3 protein-coding genes are annotated in these 4,118 nt (G+C 47.8%); all 3 read right to left on the bottom strand.

What is annotated here, in order from left to right; genetic code table 11:
* A partial coding sequence (locus tag J0895_RS06330; protein ID WP_242541099.1) for a CAP domain-containing protein occupies positions 1-1,532 on the bottom strand: 1,532 nt, incomplete at its 3' end.
* Positions 1,533-1,637: 105 nt separating this feature from the next.
* Positions 1,638-3,284: a GH3 family acyl-acid amido synthetase gene (locus J0895_RS06335; protein WP_207087266.1), complete on the bottom strand. Its 1,647-nt coding sequence runs from the start codon at positions 3,282-3,284 to the stop codon at positions 1,638-1,640.
* A gap of 182 nt (positions 3,285-3,466) precedes the next feature.
* On the bottom strand, positions 3,467-4,096 hold the full coding sequence (locus J0895_RS06340) for an acyl transferase (protein WP_207087267.1): 630 nt from the start codon (positions 4,094-4,096) through the stop codon (positions 3,467-3,469).
* Between the last annotated feature and the right edge of the window lie 22 nt (positions 4,097-4,118).

The following is a 4,118-nucleotide window of genomic DNA, read 5'->3' on the forward strand; positions in this document are numbered from 1 at the left end:
GTATCGCTGCCCTCGCCGCCAAGTAAGGTATCATTCCCAGCTTCTCCAAACAATAAATCCGACCCGGGACCGCCTAAGAGGGTATCATTTCCGCTTCCACCAAACAGGGTATCGTTTCCTAAATCCCCGGAGAGGAAATCATCATCAGCTTCTCCAAATAACAGGTCCTCCCCCTTGCCGCCATAGAGGGTATCGTTGCCTACACCGCCTCGCAGGGTATCGCGGCCCTGGTTGCCAAAGAGGTTGTCATCCCCTTCTTGTCCACTGAGTTGATCGTTACCTTCGCCGCCATAGATGCTATCGTTGCCTGCACCCCCAATCACGGTATCGTTACCGAGGTCCCCAAAGAGCAGATCGTTGTCGCCATCGCCAAAGATTTGATCGTTGTCTTGTCCCCCATAGATGGTATCAGCACCGTCACCCCCGGCGAGGGTATCATCTCCTTGATTGCCAAAGATCACATCGTCCCCGTCGTTGCCGAAGATGGTATCGGTGCCTTCACCTCCATAGAGCAGATCGTTGCCATCGCCACCAAAGAGTTGGTCGTTCCCTTTGTCGCCGTAGAGTTGGTCGTCCCCACTCTCGCCGTAGAGGGTATCGTCATCTTGGCCGCCGTAGAGGGTATCGTTAGCGCTACCGCCATTGAGGATGTCATTCCCCACATTGCCAAAAATGATGTCGTTACCAGCTTCTCCGATGACATTATCATCACCGGCTCCAGCATAGACGAGATCATCTCCGTCACCGCCGGAAATGGTGTCGTTGTTGATGCCGCCACCGATGAGATCGTTGCCGCCACCGCCTTCAAAGATATTGAATCCGGACTCACTGGTGAGGGTATCATTGCCCTCATCTCCGGAGAGAAAATCGTTTCCGGGTCCAGCATCGAGAAAGTCGTCCCCTTGACCCCCGAAGAGGGTATCGTTCCCTTCTTCCCCAAAGAGTTGATCGTTGCCTTCGTTCCCAAAGAGGATATCGTCTCCAAGGCGACCAAAGATTTGGTCGTTTCCGGCATTGCCAAAAATCGTGTCGTTGCCAACGGATCCAAAAATGGTATCGTCACCGACACTGCCTTGGAGGGCGTTGGGAAAATTGAATCCCACAATATTACTGCCAGCGGCGCGGGCGGCAACGACTAAACTCCAGTAATGGTTAGCGTTAAAGGTTCCCGGATCGTTTTCTAGGAAGAAATAACCAACCCCGATATTATCAACTCCGGGTTTGAGGAGGGTTTCTCGCTGTCCGGGATCGTTGAACCAATTTTCGACAACTTGCTCTGGGGTGGGAAGGGCCGCAGAAATATTCTCCTGGAAGTTGCTGAAGCGATATCCGACTGCTGCCAACCGGCTGACTGTTGTGGAGCCATCTGAGCCGGTGAGACTAAAAAAGTCGTTGTCCGCCATATCTTCGGCATGGATTTGGGCGGCTCGATTTAACTGGGAATCTACTGCCACGGGCGGCAAATTGGCGAGGGCGCGTCGTTGATTAACTAGCGCTACAACCTGATTGATAAATTCAGAGTTGGTTGTCATCTCATTTTTCTCCTTTGGGCTTGCTTGCCTTATAATCCATCAAATCATAATGGCGCGTTTTCTATAGAAATGCCAAAGGAGAATTAGTGAGGGGGGACTACGGTTCTAATATGAGCGACACAGTTGCCAATTAGAGGGGACCTCGGGAATAAAATTGGGTTGGACTAGGGTTTCTAATTCCTGCAAGAGTTCGCTATCAATGGGTGCATTCGCCAAAATTTCATGTTTGAGATCCCCCCATTTTTTGCCGGATTGGGTTCGATATCGGATTAAAGAGTGGGGGATTTCTTTGGAGATGAAGACGCGGGGACGGTCGAGTTGTCCTAGTAAGCGGGCGTGACGATAGTGGGGCGATCGCATCAGGGCGCGGTCTAATTTTTGGGCGATCGCCTCGGGTGACTCCTGGGCCTCATCCAGTAACAACAGATAATGGGCAACGGGTTGGGTCACCGGGACGAGAGTTTTGAAAAAGGTGGTTTCTAAGGATATGTCTTCGAGGACGGTTTTGACAAATGTTTCGGAGAGCTTTTCCCCGACTAAATCGCTGATGCTGCGATCGCGTCCCAGAAATTCCAAACAGGGGGTTTTGTGATAAAAATGGCTGACTCGAACGCGATCGCCGATCCGATATCGATACAGCCCCCCTTTTTGAGAAATAATCAGGGTATATTCTTCCCCCTGTTTAATTTCATGGAGTTTATAAATCTTTTGGGTCTTATCCTCAAATTCAAAAAACACTTCATTGAGCAGGGGAACAAATCCCTGAGCTGCAATTAATGGAATCGTCATCGGCGCTTCGGTTGCGAGTAATCCTTTCCCCTGTACCATCACCCCGGGAAAAAGTTTTCGCAGAAATTCCGATTGTTCCCGCGAGTGACTGCTATCCCAACAGGAAATCAGTTTCAGTTTCGGCCAAATTTGGGTCCAGGGAATCGGAGACTGCTTCAACAGTTGCGAGCGATCGCCAGAAATTTTATCACCTAATTTCTCTAACAGCGACTCCCGATGGGTTTCGATATAATCCAACAGCACTTTCAGAAAGCTCGGACTCCAAATGGAAATCGCTTCTAATCGGTCTTCGCATAACAGTTCCAGACTTAACTGTTCTTTGAACTCATCCGGATCTTGCAGGTGTTTCAGTCTAGGTGGTGCGACTAATACCAAACTGAGTAATGCGCGCAACCACCCATCTAAATACTCCGAATCATCCGCCAGTCCGCCTGCATTTTCTGTGACAATTTGGGGGTCTTTTAGTTGCGGGGAAATACAAAAATAAAATTTTCCCGTCTCAAACTTGGGTCCATTCTGAATCAAATCATGTACCCAAACACAAAACATTGCGTTAAAGCTAGAACGTAGGGATTGGGTGTAGGGAATCCATTTAGCCGGTCCCCGACTTCCCGAGGTTTTTTCATAAAATAAAATCGGTTCAGGAGTCAGAGACTTTCCCGGCAATGGAGTGTTTTGCGAAGAGTTCTTAAACTCCTGTGAACCTGGCGAATCAGCCGGTTCAATCCAGTCTTGAATGTCCTCATAATTCACCACAGGAATCTGATTCCATTGCTCATTTAAAGAGGTCTGGGAAGCAGCACCTAAATCCAGGGATTTGCCATAGTCACTGCTGAGAAAATTTCGATAAATTTCTTGTTGGACAGACCGCTGAGACCTCCGAGGATTTTTTAAAGCTTGGGAAAATCTATAGGCATATAGACCGAGCAGAAAAGAAAAAAGTTGAATAATAGGACGCATCATGGTTATCCGATTTCAATGGGCTGAATCAATAATTAGAAAGAGTTGAGGAAGCAAAATCACGGGGTGCATTTTGCCTGAGTTCAGGAAATTTTAATGGGCTAAACTCCCGAAGGGAAAACCCATCATGCTTGACTAATTATTTATACAGCCTAATCCTCCTGAAATCCGCCTTTTATATAAATCTAATCAGTCGAATGATTGCGGGGAGTGACTTTAGTATTGGGATAAAGATGGGTGGCAATGGGAAGATAAGTGCCATCGGCGATGGTGACTCCCGGACCGAAATGTGTCCCGGATCCGACAAACACATCATTGCCAATTTTGACGGATTTTACATACAGCATTAAATTGTTATGTTTCGGTTTAATAACATGACTGTAAATCCCGACTCGATGGCCAACAATGGTGCGATCGCCTACTTCTAATAATCCGCGATCGGCCAGTTCTAAAATCGGCAGCCAATAAATACCTCGCCCAATTTTTGCCCCCCACAATCTCAACCACAGGGAAAATGCACCGGGAATTAGCCTTAACACCGATTCAATGGCCGGAAACGTAATATAAATAGCCTGAATTTGATGACCTCCCCACCAGGGAGAATAATCTGGCCCTTTCAGGTAGGAAATTCCTTCTTTTACGGGATAAAAATAATCGTGGATCCGATAAACCAGTACCGGAAATCCATACAGAGACAAGAGTAAGGCGAAAATCCCTAAAATGCCCGGAGACAGACAAATCCAGAGAAAGGATGCTGCCGTCATTCCCATGACGATCGCCGGAAAGAAGGAGAGAATCAAACTGAGTAAGGTCATTGAAGTTGGGGGTAACAATTAA

It is taken from the genome of Phormidium pseudopriestleyi FRX01, assembly GCF_017313335.1.
GTDB lineage: Bacteria > Cyanobacteriota > Cyanobacteriia > Cyanobacteriales > Laspinemataceae > Laspinema > Laspinema pseudopriestleyi.